Origin of the sequence: Pirellulimonas nuda, from assembly GCF_007750855.1 — a bacterium.
Classification (GTDB): domain Bacteria; phylum Planctomycetota; class Planctomycetia; order Pirellulales; family Lacipirellulaceae; genus Pirellulimonas; species Pirellulimonas nuda.
In genome coordinates this window covers 3,286,935-3,304,633 of the sequence record NZ_CP036291.1, presented here as the reverse complement: position 1 = coordinate 3,304,633, position 17,699 = coordinate 3,286,935, and the positions used below count along the sequence as shown (strand labels likewise).

Annotated in this window: 11 protein-coding genes; all 11 read right to left on the bottom strand. The window is 64.3% G+C overall.

Annotated features, from left to right (window positions below):
* Positions 1-145: 145 nt before the first annotated feature.
* The gene (locus Pla175_RS13030) at positions 146-4,141 is read right to left on the bottom strand and encodes a CotH kinase family protein (protein ID WP_145285416.1); all 3,996 of its coding nucleotides are present in this window, start codon (positions 4,139-4,141) and stop codon (positions 146-148) included.
* A gap of 213 nt (positions 4,142-4,354) precedes the next feature.
* On the bottom strand, positions 4,355-5,407 hold the full coding sequence (locus Pla175_RS13025; protein ID WP_197527488.1) for a PEP-CTERM sorting domain-containing protein: 1,053 nt from the start codon (positions 5,405-5,407) through the stop codon (positions 4,355-4,357).
* Positions 5,408-5,733: 326 nt separating this feature from the next.
* Positions 5,734-6,990: a PEP-CTERM sorting domain-containing protein gene (locus tag Pla175_RS13020; protein ID WP_145285408.1), complete on the bottom strand. Its 1,257-nt coding sequence runs from the start codon at positions 6,988-6,990 to the stop codon at positions 5,734-5,736.
* Between the two features lie 261 nt (positions 6,991-7,251).
* Positions 7,252-8,298, bottom strand: coding sequence for a DUF1559 domain-containing protein (locus Pla175_RS13015; RefSeq protein WP_261342820.1), 1,047 nt, complete (start codon positions 8,296-8,298; stop codon positions 7,252-7,254).
* A 28-nt stretch (positions 8,299-8,326) separates the two neighbouring features.
* Positions 8,327-8,830 carry a hypothetical protein gene (locus tag Pla175_RS13010; RefSeq protein WP_231954398.1) on the bottom strand — a complete coding sequence of 168 codons (504 nt, stop codon included), beginning with the start codon at positions 8,828-8,830 and terminating at the stop codon, positions 8,327-8,329.
* 400 nt (positions 8,831-9,230) lie between these two features.
* Positions 9,231-9,917, bottom strand: a complete 687-nt coding sequence (locus Pla175_RS13005) for a hypothetical protein (RefSeq protein ID WP_145285399.1) — start codon at positions 9,915-9,917, stop codon at positions 9,231-9,233.
* Between the two features lie 686 nt (positions 9,918-10,603).
* Positions 10,604-12,082, bottom strand: a complete 1,479-nt coding sequence (locus tag Pla175_RS13000) for an L-serine ammonia-lyase (protein ID WP_231954396.1) — start codon at positions 12,080-12,082, stop codon at positions 10,604-10,606.
* A gap of 201 nt (positions 12,083-12,283) precedes the next feature.
* Positions 12,284-12,508, bottom strand: a complete 225-nt coding sequence (locus Pla175_RS12995; protein WP_145285395.1) for an RNA-binding S4 domain-containing protein — start codon at positions 12,506-12,508, stop codon at positions 12,284-12,286.
* 532 nt (positions 12,509-13,040) lie between these two features.
* Entirely contained in the window at positions 13,041-13,889 is an 849-nt protein-coding gene (locus Pla175_RS12990) for a tyrosine/phenylalanine carboxypeptidase domain-containing protein (RefSeq protein ID WP_145285392.1), read from the bottom strand.
* Between the two features lie 25 nt (positions 13,890-13,914).
* The gene (locus Pla175_RS12985) at positions 13,915-15,366 is read right to left on the bottom strand and encodes a glycoside hydrolase family 130 protein (RefSeq protein WP_145285389.1); all 1,452 of its coding nucleotides are present in this window, start codon (positions 15,364-15,366) and stop codon (positions 13,915-13,917) included.
* Entirely contained in the window at positions 15,356-17,683 is a 2,328-nt protein-coding gene (locus tag Pla175_RS12980; protein ID WP_145285386.1) for a glycosyltransferase family 4 protein, read from the bottom strand. The genes Pla175_RS12985 and Pla175_RS12980 overlap by 11 nt, the downstream gene beginning before the upstream one ends.
* Between the last annotated feature and the right edge of the window lie 16 nt (positions 17,684-17,699).

Sequence of the window (17,699 nt, the reverse complement as noted above, 5' to 3'; positions counted from 1 at the left end):
CCAAGCTGAGAACTGCCGGGCAGCCTTGGTCCCCACGCCGCCACGGCTGCCGAAGGCGCCTGATTGCGACAGGCGCCGGAAGAAATACGACGAGACCGCGGAGAGTCGCTGCGTCTACGCGGCGCCTGGATTCGCCGACGGCAAGCTAGCGACTGTCCGACAAGGCCGAGCCTTGAACGTTGTGGCCTCGGCGAAACGCCGTCCACTCGGCGAACACCTCGTCGACCGCCCGGGACGCTTTGCTCCCTGCGCCGCCCAGCCCGTGTGGGCGGCCCGTCGAGGCGTCACGCACCGCCCGACGGTCGCCGCTCTGAAGCTCGTGCCTCAAGAACGCCGTATCCCGGCTCCATGGGTGGACTGCAGGGGAGGTCTGCGGCTGCGCCAGATCAGACGACGCTTCATGCCGTCCTCTGGGCAGCTTGGCCGTCGGCGCAACTTGACTAGCCACCAGTTGCGAGTAGGCGGCCTGCACCCAGGCGTCACTCTTGAGAGCTTGGCCGTCCTCGAACGGCGCCGCCAGCGCGGCCACTGCTTCAGCCTTCACCCCGACTGGCGAAACCGAACCATCTAGGGCGGCGGTCGCTACTGCCAAGGAGGCTACGGCGGGCTGCCCCAGGTTGTCCCGCCAGACCGTGTAGTCCGCCGCGTCGACAACCTGGTCGCCGTTGCCATCTGCGCGGAGATCGACGGTCGATCCAAACGTGCTCCTCCAGATGCCGTAGTCTGCCTCTTCCACGAAGCCGTTGCGATCATAGTCGCCGACCAACCCCAAGGCCTGTGCTACGCCAGGCGTCCCGCCATCCGCTGCGCTGATACGCCAATTCGTCGGCTGACTGAGACTGCCAAGTGCGTCAATGACCTCCAACGAAGGGCCGTCGCCGTCGGCGGCAGCGGGCCACGGAGCGGCATCGGAGTACGTGAAATCATGAATCAGCAGGCCGGTGCTATCGGCGAGCGTGACACGCTCGCCGCTATCCGCGAACTTGCCGGAGTATTCGCCAGCGATTGGGAAGCCGGTCCCGTACCGCGCTTCAAACGCCGCGATGTTCTTGACGACCAAGGCTGTTTCGCCCGGCGCGAGTGACGTGATCAAGCCCGTGCTAAAGTCGAAGTCGACGGCCTCGCCCAGCCTCACCTGGTTCAGGCTGATCGCGTCGTCGCTCACATTGAGCAACTCAACAAACTCGAAATCGTCTTCGTCTGTGCCGGGAACCGCGTTGAGTTCGCTCGGAGATGGATCAGCGGGATGGTAGTGCAACTCCGTGATCCGCAGATTGGCGGACGAGGCAGGGACCTCTACCGCGTACAGACCCGCGACCGCCCGGCTCCAGGGGCTGACGCCCGGGGTCTGCCCGACGCTTTCGGCGGGCGTCCCCATCGCTCGGGCGGTAACCTGCGTCGTCGCGTTGATGGCGATGGGCGCTGTAAAGAGCATCGCCGTAGGCGAAATGCCGCCGCCTTCCGACCGGGGATCGGTCCCGTCGAGCGTGTAGTAGATGTCGGCGCCGGGCTGGTTGGAGGCGAGAACCACTTGAACACCCGCCGATACGTTCCCCGGGTTGGGGGCCAGCGTCGGGGCGGCGATCAGTTGCCCATCAATCCAACTCGCACGCGCCAACACCCACCCAGCCAGGTGGCTCACCTCGGCTTCCCATCCGGTCAGCCCCGGCTGGGCAAACTCGCCCCCGTTGGGCGCCACTTCTGGCCAACGCGCGAAGTTCCGGGCCTGAGCCTCGGCGAGTTGCGAGGCTTGAGCGTTTATCGTCGCCAACAGGTTCGCGTCACTGAGCGTTGTCTGGCGCAGCTCTTGCCAGCGATCGACCCACCCCTGCAAGAAATCGGGGTCCTTGAACAGTTCGCCCCACCAGTCAAACTCGAAAAAGTCTACACCGGAGAACCATGCTTCCGGGTTGGAGGAGCGAAGGTCGCCGTCGGAACCCATCGATCGATCTGAGTCCCAAAGCGGCCCGAAACTCAGCTTTCCATCGCGGTCCTTGGTGAGAAAGGTGCTCAGCCCCAACGCATCGGGCTCGAGCGAAAACACGCGAAGGATGTGGTGATCGATCGACGCCTCCACGTCCAGATAGGCTTCGTAGCCGAGGATCGGGTCGGTTGAGTTCGGACCGTAGAGGGCGTCTTCCAGGTCCTGCACGTAACCGCGGATGTAGGACACCTGTTCATCGGTCATATCGGCCCGCTCGGGTTCGACGTGCACGAAGCGAGCTCCCCCTCGGTTCGGCACGCCCCGCGAGGTCGACCAACTACTGCCAGACTCACCGTCTGCGCGGTCGATCTTGATGATGTATCCGCCGGTGATCTCGGGCTCGGAATTATGACCGGGCTCCAGGGCGTCGATATCGACCCGATCGCCGTCCCGCTTGATATTCTCCATCAACACGTAAACACCCAGGTAGTCACCGCCGTCGAGCGAGCCGCCATTGGTGTTGGCGTAGACCTCGACGAAGCGGGTACGCACGGCGTAGCGGCCCATCTGATTGCTGAGGTCGTGCAGCAGCGTGTCCCGGATCATGGCGCGATCGAACCGGTAGGGACCGGACAGGATCCAATCCGACTCGTCGGGCATCCCCAACAGGGACATGCTTTGGTCTTCACCGAAAGCGTCGCGCAGCTCGATGCGGAGATTCGGCTTGGGGTTGTTCAGCGTGCTCGACCCGCGTCGATGTTGGCCGATGAGGGTCGTGACGTCAGCGGGGTGGGAGAGCGCGCTGCGCCCCGTCTCCTCGTCGATGTCGTAGAGCGCCAGCGCGGCGTCCTCAAACTCTTCCCCGGGCACGCCCTGGCCGAGGTTCTCGATGACGACAATCGGCAGGTCCGACGTGAAGCTGAACGTCGACGCCTCGGTGTGCGAGTAGGTCTCGACGGTGACCGGGCCAAGCTGCCCCACGGGCCCATAGGCCCGGGCATGGAACTGCGTCGTCGCACTCACGGTGATCGCGCCGCTGTACGCGGGCGAAGCGGCGGTCGGCAGGGTTCCATCCGTGGTGTAGCGGATCGTCTCGTTTGGCCCGGCGGACGACATGGTCAGTTGGAATGATCCCGCAAACGCGCCGCCGACGCGAGAAAACTCGACGGCGCCCGCCAGCACGTTCGTGTTGGGGCGCGCGGGCGTGGGCGCCAATAGCCGCCCCTCGACCGGCGGCAGGAGCAGGCCCCCCGTCGTCGTTGTGAGGCGTGGCGCCATCAGCAAATCGGAACTGCTGCTGTTTCGATTGAGCAGGTGGATGGCCAGGGTGTTGCTGCCAACGACCAGTGCGCCAGAATAGGCGCTTACGTCAAAGTCTACGAAATCGACCGCCAGACCGTCGGGATGCTGGGCGGTTGCTACGGAATTGTACCCGCTGAGGGCAGGGGCATTGGCGCTCGTGATCCGTGTGCCGTTGAGATAAGCAATGAAGCCATCGTCGTACTTCATTTGGAGGGTATCGAGAAGCGTGTTTGGGTCCGTAACCGTAAAGGGGATGCGTACGTACAACGACGCCGTCCCTTGGGGGACGGGCGTCAGAATGAGGTCCTGAAAGTCGGCGGGGGTGTCCTCAAACCCAAGGCTCGCCGTACCTGATTGCCAGGCAGAATCGTTAAACGCATTGCCCGTCCAGTGCGCATCGACGGCGTTGTTAGTAGGTATGAGGTACCGGACGCCACTCGTGGGGGTTACGACCGCGCTCACGATGGAATCAAACGCGAGGCCATAGGCTTCGTCGCTGCCGAGGGCTGGGTAGTTCTCGGCGCTGGAGCCAAACTCCGACAGCACCGTCCCGCTGGGATCAGACAGCGCCAAGTACTCACCCCCGGCCGCGAGGGAAAAGTTGGTATGCAGATTGCCCGCCGGATCAGGCGTCGCGTTGCCGGACGCGAAGACAACCAAGTATTCCCCCGCCCCGAGCAGCCGACTGGGAAACTCCCACTTGTCTAGCTCATCGGGGTCGTCGGTCAACGCGTGCCCGGCGAGATCAATGCTCTGGTCGCCATTGTTGAAGATCTCGATCCAGTCCGACGACGCGCCGCTGCCGTCGAGGAGAGAATCCTGATTCGAGGCGACAAACTCAGTAATAATTAGGTCTGCGGCCAGTAGCTGACGAGACTCAAGCACCTCAAAGAGAAGCCTTTTTGACTGCCGCATCGTGTCCTCGCCTCTTGGTCGTTGTTTGGTTGCAAGCTGATCGGGCAACTGCTGGATTCCCCGGCAAGCAAGTCTCTAGCCCGGAAAAACAAACACTCGAAACCCACTCGCGTAGGTTGTGACTCTTCCCCCGGCCATTTTCCGCAAAGAAAGCCCGCTCCCCTGCCCCAGGGAGCGGGCTTAAAGGACCACTCGTTTCACAACAAGACCTTCTTACGACCTGCGACGCCCTTGCAAGGCGAAGAGTCCACCGAGCATCAAGAGCGCGAGCGAGGACGGCTCAGGGACGGCGTAGGTCGCGGTCAGCAAGCCGTTCGCCCCGGAATTGTCGACGGCGAAACTCCAGCCGGGTGCGGTCGAAGGCGAGAGCGCCAGTCCGAGGGTATACCCGGTGACGCCGCCGATGCCGCCGACACCCGTGCCGGTTGCCGAGTTCCACTCGATGTCCGCGTTCTCCGCCACCAGCACGGTCCACGTGCCGGCAACCGGGGCGATCCCGGAGAAACTCAGGTCCAGCAACGAGCCGTCCTCGATCTCAACCGTGATGCCCGCGCCATCATCGGCGTTGTCGTTGACCATGATGGGCGTAAGGCCGCCAGCGTCAATCGAAGCCTTCAATAGGCTGCCTGCCCGGGTGATCCAATCGCCGTCGCCGTTGATGTTGTTCCCGATATTGATCGATGTCGCACCCGAACCGACGACACTGAACACACCGGTTGAGCCTACGTGCGCTCCGAAACGAGACACCACAGAACCGCCGGAGACTTCAAAGACTCCCGAGCTGCCGGCGACCTGGCCTCCGACTTGTATCGAGGAGCGTCCGGCGGGGTTTCCGGGGGTGATAGAGGAGTTCGCATCACGATAAACGCTCAGCTCACCGCCGGTAACGTGGAAGGCACCATCGGAGAATTCGTTGCCTCCACCAATCCGCAGCCCATGCCCGATCGCGTAGACTCCGCCAGACAGGTTGGTTGTGCCAGCACTGCCGTCGCCAACAAAGTTGAAGATGCCCGCGCCTGATTGGCTATCGTCATGATTGCCGGCAGTAACATTCAAGACAGCGCCGCCGTTCACAAAGGTCCGGTTCGTGTTGGTGTCGACCGCGCGTGTCACGGTAAACGCGCCGTTGATGTCTCGCGTGCTCCCGGGAAACGCTTCAACAACATCCCAGTTGAGGTCCTGCTCGTAGCTCGTTCCATCTCCTCCGCCGGTCCAAATCGCCGCCTGAGCGCCGCCGAGGGTGGCGGCGAAGACGGCGGCGGTCATGGCCGCGGCGACTCCCCGTAAGACGAATCGTCTTGGTGAAAGTACATGCATTAGACTCACAAGCTCCAAATCAGGGTGTACGGATAGTGTAACGGACGCGGGCCAAGGCTAGTTCGCCGCGACGCAGCGCGACAAATGCGTCGGCTCTTGCCGCGGTTTCAGGCCTATTGGAACCGACGGCTATCGACGCGGACGACGACGGTTTCCTCTCCTCTTCTCTTCTTCGGTTGTGATCGCAGGGAGTGACGTGACAGGAGTGCACGGGGCCGTGCTCCTGGGCGGCGAACGCCAGGCCCCGGCCAAGTTGCCGGGGCTGGCGCCGCGGCCTATGCCCGGCGCCGCGCCCCGCAAGCAGCCATGCCGACCATCAGCAGCAGCAGCGACCCGGGCTCAGGCACCGGCGTCGCCGACGCGGACAGAGCGTTTGAGGCGCCGAACTGGCTCTGCCAAAGGGTGTAGTCGGCGGGTACGACGGTCGATTCGCCCGTGCCGTTGCCGTTGAGTGCGGCAGAGTCCAATCCGAGGTTGTCGCGGTAGACCGTGTAGTCGGCCGCGTCGACCACGTTGTCGCTATTAAAGTCGCCGGGCACGCCGAAGGGGCCATCGCCGGCCTGGACCGTCAGGCTATTGGCGTTGACCGAGAAGCTCCAGAGGTCGGTGTCGACGCCGGGGGCGAAGGCAAGACCATTGTCGGTGACGGTTCCATCCCACGTCATCACGGTAAAGCGGCCTTGGTTCTCGGCGCCCAGGAAGCTCACGTCCAGAAGCGAACCAGCGTCAAAGTAGACGTTGCCCCCCCCTTGGCCGGTGCCGCTGGTGATGTCAACCGAGATGGGCGTCACGCCCTTAGAGGTTTCGTCGATCTGGATTTCAAGCGTGCTGCCCGGAACCTGGTGCCAATAGCCGTCCAGGGTTCCATTGGCGCCGATGCCGATCGACGTCGGCGCCGAGCCCACGACGCGGAAAAAACCTGTCTCGCCTAAATACACACCGGCTCGCGTCGCCAGCGACCCCCCGGAGATTTGCAAACGCCCCCCTCCACCCGTAAGAGCGGTGTCGCCAATCTCGATCGATCCGCGTCCACCGAAACTGGCCCAGTCTACCGCTTTGATGTTGGCGTCGCGGAACACGATCAGGTCGCCACCGGTAATATTCACGACGCCATCGGGAGCAGCGCCCACCCCAACGCGGAGTCCGTGCCCGATGCTGTAGGACCCTCCCGACACGTTGAGCGTGCCGGCGCCGCTGTCTCCCACGGTGTTGAAAACGTTGGCGCCGGACTGGCCGTCGGATTGCGTGCCGCCGGTGACATTCAGCACCGCGCCGCCATTGACAAAGGTGCGATTGACGGTGATATCGACGTTGCGTTCGACCGTGAAGGCGCCGCTGATGTTTCGCGTGAGGTCCGCGAAAGTCGGGTCGTCGTCGACCCAGTTCAGGGGGTCCTGGTAGCTCGTTCCGTCGCCGCCGCCGTCCCAGTCGACCGCTTGAGCGGCGCTGCTGATCGCGATGGCCATCGCCGGCGCGAGGAGTGCTTTGGCGAAACATCGCCAAGTAAGCAATCGAAGTGGTAGGATCTTCATTGGATTAGGTATCCCGAAACAGTGGTGAATAGCCGGTGCTACGAGCGCCGACAAAGAACAAGTCCGTCGTTGTCGCAGCCGTTGCTGCTAGTCCAAGTTGTCGCCGGGGTTAGAGTCGAAGAAAAGTACAGATTGCAACACGGCAAACAGCCTCAAGGCGTACATTCGAGTCGTCTTTTCTCCGGTCTTCTCACCGCCTCGTTGGCTGGGCATGCACGGGCGGTCAACCTGCGTTGCAACCGCCCATCCGGTAAGTGAGTTCTAATTCAAATTGAGGGTCTCGCCGCCGCCACGCGTGGACAACGCTTGGTAGAGATCGAAGTCGATGTCATCGGCCAGAAACTCGACATGACCGTCGGCGTAGAGCATGCTGGCGCCGCCGGCGTGGTCGCTGCCGAAGGGGACCGTGTTATCGGTAACCCTACTCATGCACGGGATCTTGTAATTGAGGGGGTTGATGGTCCCCCGCAACGCGCGTCCATAGGACGTCTGTGAACGACCGTATTTCGAAGAGCCGCTCAGAGTATCCTTCTTGCCTGACCCACCGATGTGCCAGGGGGAGGGACCACCCGTGCAGCCGCCGTAGTCGGGTGCGCTGGAGAAGTTGCCGTGATTGCTCTCGCCACCAAGAAAGGTCTTCGACGAGCCGTCGGTAACCTCGGAGAATTTTGTGCTGCTGTTGGCATAGAGCATGCCATCATCCGCTACCGGGCCGTCCGGGCCCTGCAACGGAGTCGTCAACGGGTCGGTTGTGCCGAACCTTGACGAGCCCCCGGCCTCACTGTGCCCCCGTCCGCCGAAGCAGCCAAAGTAATCCCTGCGGTAGCCGCTGCCGTAGGTTTCCTCCCACTTGGTAAGGCTCGGGCAGAGCATCGCGGAGAGCCGCGTGTTCTCGAGCAGGGTCACCACCCCAGGTTGCGTCCTATTCATCTCTCTCATCCAGAGAAGCCACCCGCCTTCGAAGTCGAAATCAAACGATTGTTCGACGACCCCCTCTTCGTAGTAAGCCAGCGTGTAGTGGATGTTCGTCCAGCCGCGGCACCCTTCCGTCGGCACCGGGTCACACTCAAGCGTCATGCCGTCGGGGAAATGCCCCTGGGCGGTCTCGTAGTTAAGGTGGGCAAGGCCCATCTGCTTGAGGTTGTTGCCACACTGCATCCTGCGCGCCGCCTCTCGCGCCGCCTGGACGGCTGGCAGCAGCAGCGCGACCAAGATCCCGATGATCGCAATCACTACGAGCAGTTCCACCAAGGTGAACCCGCGGTCGCGGCGTCCAGACTTCGGTGGTCGACGAGTTAGATAAGCCACGCTTTTCTCCTTATGGCGAATTGACGCGTCAGGGCTTCGACTCCAGCGCGAAGTTGATTTCACCACCTCCCGGGACCACCTCGGCTGTCAGGTCCGTCGAGGCTCGATTCGAGTACTTCTGCGGCACGATCCATTGGGCGCCAGCCTTCTTGGGTCGGGAGGACCCCGATTTATTGGCATTGGCGGTAACGCCATTGAGCTCATCTTCAAAGCTCTTGTAGACAGGGCCATCGTCGGGGGTCAGCACCGACGTAATGGTTACCTTGTATTCTCCTGGCAGGACGCCGTCCCCCGGCTCGTACGTCGTAAGCCGATAACGACCCTCGCCATCAATCTCACCGGCCGAGGGCCGTCCCGAGGGGGGGTAGAATTCGATCTTTCCCGACGTGACCGGGGCGCCGTCGAGCGTCACGATCCCGGAGACCTCCACCAACCCGCGCCGGCTCGAGCCGCATCCGGCCGCAACTAGTATCAAACCCAGGCAAAGCAGGCGCCGCGCGAAACGATGCGGCGCGGCGCGGACTTTCTGCACCGGGCTACGGTCAATGGCAGGCGTTAAAAGGCGCACTATTTGATGCAACGAAGTGGCCAACAATTAGTGCCGCGTTGGTGGCGATAAGAGCGGACAAGAGACAATCGAAAAGGAGAATCGCAAACGCTTATGGCGCATTACCACCCTCTCTGGTAAGAAACTCCGCCCTCCGTCTATCAACTTACGAAGAATTTTGGCCATTTTATCCAGAAGATTACGCTCGATCTTCCGCCGCTCGCACAATGATCGCCCCCCCGGCCGGGGGGATCAGGAAGGCTTTCCTGTGCGATTGTCAGTAATTCGCCGTCGCGACCGCACGGTTCTTGAGTGTCGACAATCCGTTGCGGGTGTGGCGGGGCGAGCGGCTCGGGTCCCCGCGGCCGGGAGCAAGGCAGGGCCGCTAGCCGGGCTTCGACCCCGTCCCGGGGCACGCGCCAGGGCCTTTCCGCCGACCTAGGCAGCCTAAAATCCACAGCGACAAGACCGGGCAGCCCAACGCCACGCTTGTCGGCTCGGGCACGACCACATACCTCAGATTATCAATCCGGTAGGCGCCATAGCGACCTCCATTCTCATTGGCGTCCATCGAGTTGGCGGCCTCGACGACCAGGGAATCGATGGGGGGCAGGTGGAATTCAATCGGATACGGCTCGTGACGCACCAAGCCCGAGTACCACGGCGTTACCCCAACGAGCGTCTCCCCCCGATAGCCGTGGAATCTTACCGCGCTAGATTGCAAGAAGGCCTCTCCTTGGGCCGCGGCCAGGGTCGACCGCAGGATCACCGTCCCCGGGAACGTTATCCGCAGCTCGCTTGCGCCCCAACCGTTCACCAGCCCCTGCAGGTACGGGTCATCACTGCCATCATCGATCAGCCAATACCCAAGGTTGCCTTTGAACCCCGGGACCGTCGCGACGCCCCAGGTCAGGCCGCCGTAAGCCCTCCCGGTTAGCGCCAAAGCATCCCCCTTCACGTCAAGATCATCGAAGTCGAGCAGAACCGAGCCTTGATCCGACACGGGTTCGCTGGCCCTTCCTACCGCAGAAGACAAGAGAACGATGACCAAGGCCAGAGGAAGATACTTCATTCGTCGGGGTTCCTGCTGAGAGGGTCGGGGCGGACCGAACGGCGTCGGCCTCGTGCTTTCTCAAAGCGGCAGCTCTCGCCGGTGGATCCGCGGGTCGAGCAGCGGTGAGTGAGGCGGTCCAGCGCCGGGCGGGCGGTGGAGCACCGACGCCACACGGTCGGGGCGCGTCCCAGCGTGGGGAAGTCTCTCCGCTTCTGGCAAACCTCTGTCGGCTCCCCGTGTTCGACCCGTGGATCTCGCGGGAGTTCCCCGGGTGAGAGTTTTAACGATTGGCGGTCTCGAGGACGAGCGGCGGGTCACACCCGCCACAGGAACGCCCTCGGGGCGCAGGGGAGGGGGTAGGGCGGGGGGAACCACGTTGTCCAGAGGGGCTCTCCCTTAGCCATCAAGGGTTCGTCGCGACGTGTTGTGAGTGGCGTCCGAAAAGTGCCGGGCTAGGTCGGCCGGCGGGATGAGTTGGTGGGGCGGCGCTGCACCGATGCTGAGTTAAGATTCGCTGCGATTCATACAAGCCTAGCCGACGCCGCGACCCGCGGCTCCTCGGGGCCGCGCAAGGTCCAGAGGCTGGCTAACCTGAGGCAGCGAGGTCGAGGCTAGGAGTCATGCGGTCATGCCGGCCCAACCGCTCGGCGAGCACCGCAGCTTGCCAGGCTTGCACGGCCGCCTGCCTCTTTTTCCTCCTCCCCCTAGCACTCGATCACGTTGACCGGAATATAAAGCGCAAGGCCCCCTTCGGATGTCTCCTTGTACTTGTCGTTCATGTCGCGGGCGGTCTCCCACATCGTGCGGATCACGGCGTCGAGCGACACGCGGGCGTCGCTCGGGTCCCGGCCCAAAGCCATCCGCGCGGCGGTGATCGCCTTGACGGCCCCGAACGCGTTGCGCTCGATGCACGGGATCTGCACCAGCCCGCCGATCGGGTCGCAGGTCATGCCCAGGTGGTGCTCCATGGCGATCTCGGCGGCCATCGCCGCCTGCTCGGGGGACCCCCCCAGCGCTTCGGCGAGTCCCGCGGCGGCCATCGCCGAAGAGACGCCGATCTCTGCCTGACACCCCCCGAGGGCCGCAGAGATTGTGGCCCCCTTCTTGAACAAGCAGCCCACCTGGCTGGCGGTTAGCAAGAAGTGGAAGGCCGCGTCGTCCGAAAAATCGCAGTAGAGCAGCCCGTACAGCAGCACCGCGGGGATCACCCCCGCCGAGCCGTTCGTCGGGGCGGTGACCACCCGGCCGAACGCGGCGTTCTCTTCGTTCACCGCTAGCGCGAAACAACTGACCCAGTCGATCACCGCCGGGAACCCCCCGGCGCTGCGGCGGATCGCGGCGATCCATTGGGCGGAGTCCGGCCCGGCCGGCTCTCCAAGCAGCTTCTCGGCCATCCGGCACGCGCGGCGACGCACGCCCAGCCCGCCGGGGAGCACGCCGTCGGTGCGGCAGCCACGGTGGACGCTGGCGATCATGGCGTCGCGCAGCCGAGCGACGCCCGCTCGCACCTCCGCGTCGCTCCGGCGGCTCGTCTCGTTCCGCAGCACGACCTCCGAGACGCTGCAGCGGCGTTCTCGGCAGTGCGCGAGGAGCTGGCCGGCGGTGTCGACCGGGCAGGGGAAGGGGTCGGCTTCCGGGGCGGGGGGCTCTTGCTCGGCCACGACGAACCCGCCGCCGACGGAGTAGTAGGTCGCCTCTGATTGGGCGCCGTCGCGCAGCTCCGCGACGAACGTTATTCCGTTAGGGTGAAACGGCAGCGGCTCGCCGTGGAACTGGAGATCGGTCTGCGGGTCGAAGGGTACGGCGAACCGCCCCTGCAGCACGATCTGACGCGCGTCGGCGATCTCTTGAATTCGCGGGCCGATGGAACCGACGTCGATTGTCTCCGGGTCGAGCCCCGATAGACCGAGCTGCACGGCGATGTCCGTCCCGTGCCCGCGGCCGGTCTTGGCGAGCGAGCCGTACAACCGGACGGCGACCCGCGCCACCCCGGCCGGCCCCGGCGGGGGGAGCTCCCGCAGAAACCGCTGCGCCGCACGCCACGGCCCCATGGTGTGCGAGCTCGAGGGCCCCACGCCGACCTTAAACATGTCGAACACGCTGAGCTGCTGCGACGGCATGCCATCTCCAGAAGGGATTCGGATGGCCCGGTCGACGACCTGCGCCGGCTCCAGGATAGCCATGCAGTGGGTGGGCGTCTCGCGCAGCGGGCTCTAGCCTGGATGTCGTGCAGCCGCCTCGCGCCGCCCCAGGTCGATCGCGCCCGTCCGCTGCTTGCGCCTGCGGCGTGGGAGAAGCGAGCGAGACCGTCCCTTGGTCCGTCCGTCGGCGGCGGTGTCGCCACGCCCACCTGCCGAGGGGGCCGATCCCGGTCCCCGGTCCGATCACGTTGTTTCTTCGTCGTCGTCGAACTGCACCACCATCTCTTCCGCGCCGTACGCGACCGCGTCTCCCTGCCGCAATTGCCGGCGGCGGCGGGTCTCTAGCTCGCCGTTTACCAGGACCTCGCCCCCTTGGATGACCAGTTTGGCCTGGCCGCCGGTCGCCACGAGGCCTTGGGCCTTGAGGAACTGGTCGAGGTGGATCGTCGTCTGGTTGGGGTGCGTCATCGTGGATCCATGGCCGTGGCCGCCCGTGCAGACGCCCGGCTGTACGCGTAGCAAGGGGTCTGCCAGATCAGCAGCCGGGCATTCTAGCCGGGGTTGGCGACCGATGGGCAGGACCCCGTGGCTGACCCGCTCCTCTCCCGGACGGCCGCCTGACTTGATGAACGGGCACTAGTGGACGGGACGGCTGCAGGGCAGAGCAGAGCGTGCGGCTGAGAGATCACCCGATCGAGCCGAGGCAGGCAGGGCAGGAGGGGGCGTCGCGCAGCCAAAGCTCATGTCGTCCATGCGGCCGCGGGCCCTCCGGTGTTTGAACACCATGCACGTATTGGCCGGCCGCCCCTTGGGCCGCCCACGATCCCCCCACAAGGAGAACTCCATGACCCAGCAAAAACTGACCCATAAGAAAATCGCACTGCGCGTCACCGACGGCTTCGAGCAGGTCGAGCTCACTCAGCCCTAGCAGGCGATCAAGCAGTCCGGGGCCCCGACGCTCGGTCGGCGCCGCCCGCTGCCGCGGAGACGCTGCTTCCAACTAGGAGGAGCACTCCGCGTCGGACCGCTGTGCGGCGGCCACGAACCGATCCAGCGTGATGGCCGCCAAGTCTACGCTCATCATGAACGCCGAGTAGGCCAGCGTCGCCGCGAGCCGGCGGGTGTCGCTCGCCCACGGCGGCACGTACCGCGGCGCCTGCAGGAAGCCCGAGTCGAAGTACGGCCCCAGCGTGAGGACATCGCTCTGGGTCAGCCGGCCGGCGAAGAGCCTGGCGATGACCTGGGGCTGGTTGTCCCGGATGGCGACGTTCAATAGCACGTGCGTCTCGATGAGCCCCTTGAGGTAGGCGCTGTCCTTGGTGAACGCGATCCCGCCGCGCACGTCCCCGCCTCGGAAGATGCGCTGCGTCGACTTGTAGGCCTCACGCTCGTCCTGCCCGGCCTGCAGTAAGTACCGAAAGCAATCGAGGAAATCGCCGCCGTCCAGGACGAGCTTCAGCGCCTGGATCCGCAGCGCCAAACGCCGCAGCCGGTTGACGTCGATCGACCGCGTCGCCAGCTCCGCAAACACCGCGATGCCCTCCTGGGTGCGCGGCGCGCCCAGCCCGAGGCTGGCGAGGTTCGTCTGCCGGCGGCCGTTCAGCGCCGTGGCCGTGTGGACCAGGGCTTCGTGGTGGTAGAGCTGGTCGAAGTCGAGGTCGGTGAACAACGCCGACGCGCGGACGCGGATGCGGGTCGTCCCGGCGATGGCCTTGGAGGACAGGTTGGCGTCGACGACGATCTCGACCCGGTCGTCGACGAAGTACGCATCGACGGCCCGCTGCAGCCGGGCGGCGAACTCCGCGGCCGGCTGGCAGGCCTCGGTCTCCGCGACGTAGGCGCCGTGGATGAGCTGGTCTGTCGCGACCGCGGCCTCAGGCCGGCTCCATCGCCGCCAGCAGGTCGTCGACGCTGACCGTCGCGAAGGTCGAGGCGTAGTCGGACATCGCGTAGGGGAGGATCAGCACGTTGTTGTGGACGGCCGCCCCGCAACTATAGACGACGTTCGGGACGTAGCCTTCCCGCTCGTTCTCGTCGGGCGTCACCAGCGGAGCACGCAGGCGGGCCACGACGCGGGTGGGGTCGTCGCGGTCGAGCACGAAGGCGCCGATACAGTACTTCCGCATCGGCCCAACGCCGTGGCTGAGCACCAGCCAACCCGTCTCGGTCTCGATCGGAGACCCACAGTTGCCCACCTGCACGTACTCCCAAGGAAAGGTCGGCTTCACCACAACCCGTTTTGCGTGCCAGAAGTAAAGGTTGTCGGAGTCCATCAGGAACAGGTTCTCACCGTCCTGGCGAGAGAGCATCACGTAGCGGCCGTCGATCCGTCGAGGGAACAGCGCGAAGCCCTTGTTGGCGACGCCCGGGCCGTTGAGCGTGTGCATCTTGAAGCGAAGGAAGTCTTCGGTTTCCAGCAGTTGCGGCAGGACGACTTTGCCGTCGTAGGCGCTGTAGGTGGCGTAGTAACGCACGCCGCCATCCTCTTCCTGAAATCGCACGAAGCGCGCGTCCTCGATTCCCGCGGTTTCCGCGGGGCTGTAGGGGAAGACTAGTCGTTCGGAGAGCTTGGTGTCGGCGTGGTACAGGATCTCGTAGTTGGACTTGGCAAGAGTCAAAATGCCGTCAAAGACAACCGAGAACTCGTGGTGACGGGTGCGGTTCTCCCGCACGGTGAGCTGCAACGCGGTGTCGAGTTGTTCGAGGGAGAACTCCCGGTCGAGACGGCTCATGACGTGATTGGTGAAGACGCCGGCGAGCCCTAGTTCGTTGAGCTTGCGGACGAAGAGCGGCTTCTGATACCACGTGTCGGGCACGACGTTGGGAGGCGTCGCAAAGCGTGTCGGCTCGTCGATTGTGATCGCGCACTGGGCATCAACGACCCCGGAACGGAACGTGATCGACGACAGGTGCCCTTCGCCCGTGGCTCGCAGGCTGAGCACAAAGCGTTGTGAGCCGTCGGGCAGCCCCGATTGGTCGGGGTGCCAGACCATCGAGGGATTGAAGAGCGCCGCCGACTCGACGGCGTACTCCTGCGTAAAGTAGGCGCCGATCAGCAACCGGCGGTTCTCGCTCATCGGCGCGTCGGAAATCAGGTATTCGCGCACCCTCTCGAACCTAGTGAGTAGGAAATCGCGCGGCCGTTGGTGGCGGCCGTGAAATTCTTCCAGCACGTGGTTGATTAGCTGGTCAACCTCTCCTTCTGGCAATGCCGAGATGCGCGCGATGATGCGCAGCTTGCGGTCTTCTGGGAAGGGAATAAACGGACGGAGGACGACCCGCTTGCTGTTGGGCGAGAGGACGATCCCGGTTCTTTTAATCTGCATGGACGAGCCGCAAGGCTTCCTTGGTTTCTTGGTCAGCCGCCTTCGTGGCGGCCTTCGGTGCAGCGCTAATCGCGAGTGAGTTCTCAAACTGCTCCATCTCCGCGAGCGACATCAGGAACGCCAGCGTCGATTCCGCGCCCTGATTCTCGTTTACACGGCCCTCTTGTAGCCCGTCGTGGCAGCCCCCTGTGCTCGAATCGTACAGCGGTTGGCCGAGGTCGTTGCGGCAGAGGAACCAGTCGAAGGCGAGGTGGGCTTGGTCGATCCAGAAGGGGTCTCCCTCGGCGTTGTGTGCTTCGATCGCCGCAGAGATCATCGCGTGCGCTTCGATCGGCTGTTGATCGTACGCGGCGATCGGTTCTCCGCGCCGACAGAACCCGTTGCAACCGATGGGGCGGAACCGGCCGTTGGGCGACAGTTGCTTCGCGGCGAGCCAACGGAGCGATTGCAGCCCGATTTCTAAGGCCTTTGCGTTGCCACTCCACCGCCCGCTGAGGATCAGTGCGTGGGACAGCTTGGCGTTTGCGTACGACGCCACGTCCTCGAACCAGGGCCAATCGTCCGTCGCGGCGCGTTCGTATAGGTCGATCAGCAGCTCTGTAAGTGTATCTCGCATTTGATCGACCAGCCGATCGCCGCTTAGCCGGCGCAGATACTCATGGATTCCGATCAACGCCAAGGCCCAGGTGCGTGGCGAGGTGGTCTTCGCACACGCCGGTAGGGCCGCCTGGAAGAGTTGGACCGCCCACGACTGGAAGCTCCGACGTCGCGACCTTCCTGCGCAGGTCCCCAGCGCCCAGAGGGTGCGTCCCTGCGAGTCGTCCGAGCCGTCCGACTCGAGCCACTTGCGGTCAAAGCTCATGAAGTTCCGGAACCGGCCGAGTTCGGGGTCGAACGCGTGGTTCAGGAACGCCGCGTAGGTCGAGGCGGCTTGGTGCACAACCGGTGAGTCGCTGCCCAGCTCTTCAACAAGGACGGTCAGGATGAGCGCGCGGGCGTTGTCGTCGGTGCAGTACCCCTCCTGGAAGTTCGGGAGCGAGTAGATCGCGTGCTGGAAGATGCCCGTTGAGTCGGTCATCCGCAGCACATGGTCGAGCCGCATCTTTGGGTGGGCGAGGGGCTGCTCATCAAGGGTCTTGATGGCGAGCGGCCTGGGGAAGGCGGGCCGGCTCTGTCGCGCGGCCCGGAATGACGCCGAATAGAGCCCCGCAACATGGCTCCAGACCATGTCTCGCCCGAGAAGGTAGGCTCGCTTCCGCATCGCGTGCCGTCGGGGTTCGTCACGTAGAAGGTCAATCGTTGCAGCGGCGATCGCCGCCGAGTCTCCGAAAGGCACAAGCACGCCTCGCCCGTCGGCGAGCAGTTCGTCTGCGTGCCAGTAGGGGGTTGAGATGACTGCCTGACCGCAGCCAAACGAGTAGGCGAGCGTGCCGGAGACGGCCTGCTCAGCGTTCAGGTACGGGGTGATGTAGACGTCGGCGGCCCCGATGAAGTTCGTCAGCTCTTCCAGGTCAACGAAGCGGTTGTAAAAGACAACATGCTTCTGCACGCCCAACTCCGTCGCCATCCGCTCTAGGCCAATCCGATAGGCCTCGCCCTCGTTACGCAGAAGGCTCGGGTGGGTCGCCCCGAGGACCACGTAGACGAAGTCCGGCGCCGCGCGGACGATCTCCGGCAGGGCCTTGATGACCACTTCGATCCCCTTGTTCGGGGACAGCAACCCGAACGTGAGGCCGACCTGCTTTCCGGCGAGGTCGAATTGATCTTTGAAGAAGTTGGGATCGGCGAAAGGTCGGTCGGGGATGCCGTGGGCGATCAGGTCGATCTTCTCATCGGGCGCTTTATACTCTTCGCGCAGTGTCTTGCGGCTGCGCTCGGTCATCACCACTACGCGTGCCGACAGGGCGATCAACTGCTCCAGCACGCGGCGGAGCGTCTTGTCTGGGTTGGGCAGGACCGTGTGGAGCGTTGTGACGACAGGGATCCGCAAGTCGCGCAGGAACGTCAGGATGTGGGCGCCACCCGGCCCGCCGTAGATGCCGAACTCGTGCTGAAGTGAGACCACATCGACGTTGCTGAAGTTCAAGAAGTCGGCGGCGCGGCGGTAGGAGTCCCGGTCCTGCTCGGTGATCTGAAACCGCACCGCCGGCGAGTAGTCGTAGCCCCCGTCGAGGTCGTCCACCGGGACCACGAGGCACTCGGTACCGGCGATGCCCGCCACGGCCGTGCTGAGGTCGTGCGTAAAGGTGGCGATGCCGCACTTGCGCGGCGGGTAGTCGCCGACAAAGGCGATCTTCTGTATCTCGGGTTCGACCACCGGGGGCCTCTTCTAT

Excerpts from the sequence above, each read along its gene's own strand:
- Pla175_RS13030 (WP_145285416.1), bottom strand. The coding sequence starts at position 4,141 with ATGCGGCAGTCAAAAAGGCTTCTCTTTGAGGTGCTTGAGTCTCGTCAG.
- Pla175_RS13025 (WP_197527488.1), bottom strand. The coding sequence starts at position 5,407 with ATGACCGCCGCCGTCTTCGCCGCCACCCTCGGCGGCGCTCAGGCGGCG.
- Pla175_RS13020 (WP_145285408.1), bottom strand. The coding sequence starts at position 6,990 with ATGAAGATCCTACCACTTCGATTGCTTACTTGGCGATGTTTCGCCAAA.
- Pla175_RS13005 (WP_145285399.1), bottom strand. The coding sequence starts at position 9,917 with ATGAAGTATCTTCCTCTGGCCTTGGTCATCGTTCTCTTGTCTTCTGCG.
- Pla175_RS13000 (WP_231954396.1), bottom strand. The coding sequence starts at position 12,082 with ATGGCTATCCTGGAGCCGGCGCAGGTCGTCGACCGGGCCATCCGAATC.
- Pla175_RS12995 (WP_145285395.1), bottom strand. The coding sequence starts at position 12,508 with ATGACGCACCCCAACCAGACGACGATCCACCTCGACCAGTTCCTCAAG.
- Pla175_RS12985 (WP_145285389.1), bottom strand. The coding sequence starts at position 15,366 with ATGCAGATTAAAAGAACCGGGATCGTCCTCTCGCCCAACAGCAAGCGG.